Genomic DNA, 716 nt, shown 5'->3' on the forward strand with positions numbered 1-716 from the left:
CATCAGCTTTCCCGTAATCGAAACGTTGAACACCCAAGTATTCTTTTAGGTTGTCCATCGTTACCGTCACTGATTTGATGTCTTTATCTAGCAGGATGTTCTTCACTGCTTTGCGGCAGATCTTAGAAATCTCACGCTCAAGACCACGCACACCCGCTTCACGAGTGTAGTAACGGATAATACCGATGATTGCTGAATCTTCGATGACTATCTCGTTTGGTTTCAAGCCATTACGTTGCACTTGTTTTTCAACAAGGTGACGCTTCGCAATGTTTAGTTTTTCATCTTCGGTGTAACCGGATAGACGAATCACTTCCATACGATCAAGTAACGGACCAGGAATATTCATCGAGTTAGACGTTGCAACAAACATCACATCAGACAAGTCGTAATCCACTTCTAGGTAGTGGTCGTTGAATGAGTTGTTTTGTTCAGGGTCTAATACTTCAAGCAACGCTGAAGCCGGGTCACCACGCATGTCTGAAGACATTTTGTCGATTTCATCCAGAAGGAAGAGAGGGTTTTTCACACCAACTTTCGACATTTTCTGAATCAGCTTACCTGGCAATGAACCAATGTAAGTACGACGGTGGCCTCGAATCTCTGCTTCATCACGCACGCCACCTAGGGCCATACGTACGTATTTACGGCCAGTAGCAGATGCAATTGAGCGGCCAAGCGATGTTTTACCCACGCCTGGAGGACCAACAAGACAA

Annotated in this window: 1 protein-coding gene; it reads right to left on the bottom strand. The window is 45.3% G+C overall.

The window, feature by feature from the left end:
- Positions 1 to 716 (bottom strand): AAA family ATPase (locus tag R7R24_RS26840; RefSeq protein WP_318120138.1); only part of this gene is annotated, 716 nt, incomplete at both ends.

The sequence above is a fragment of the Vibrio sp. 704 genome, from assembly GCF_033339295.1.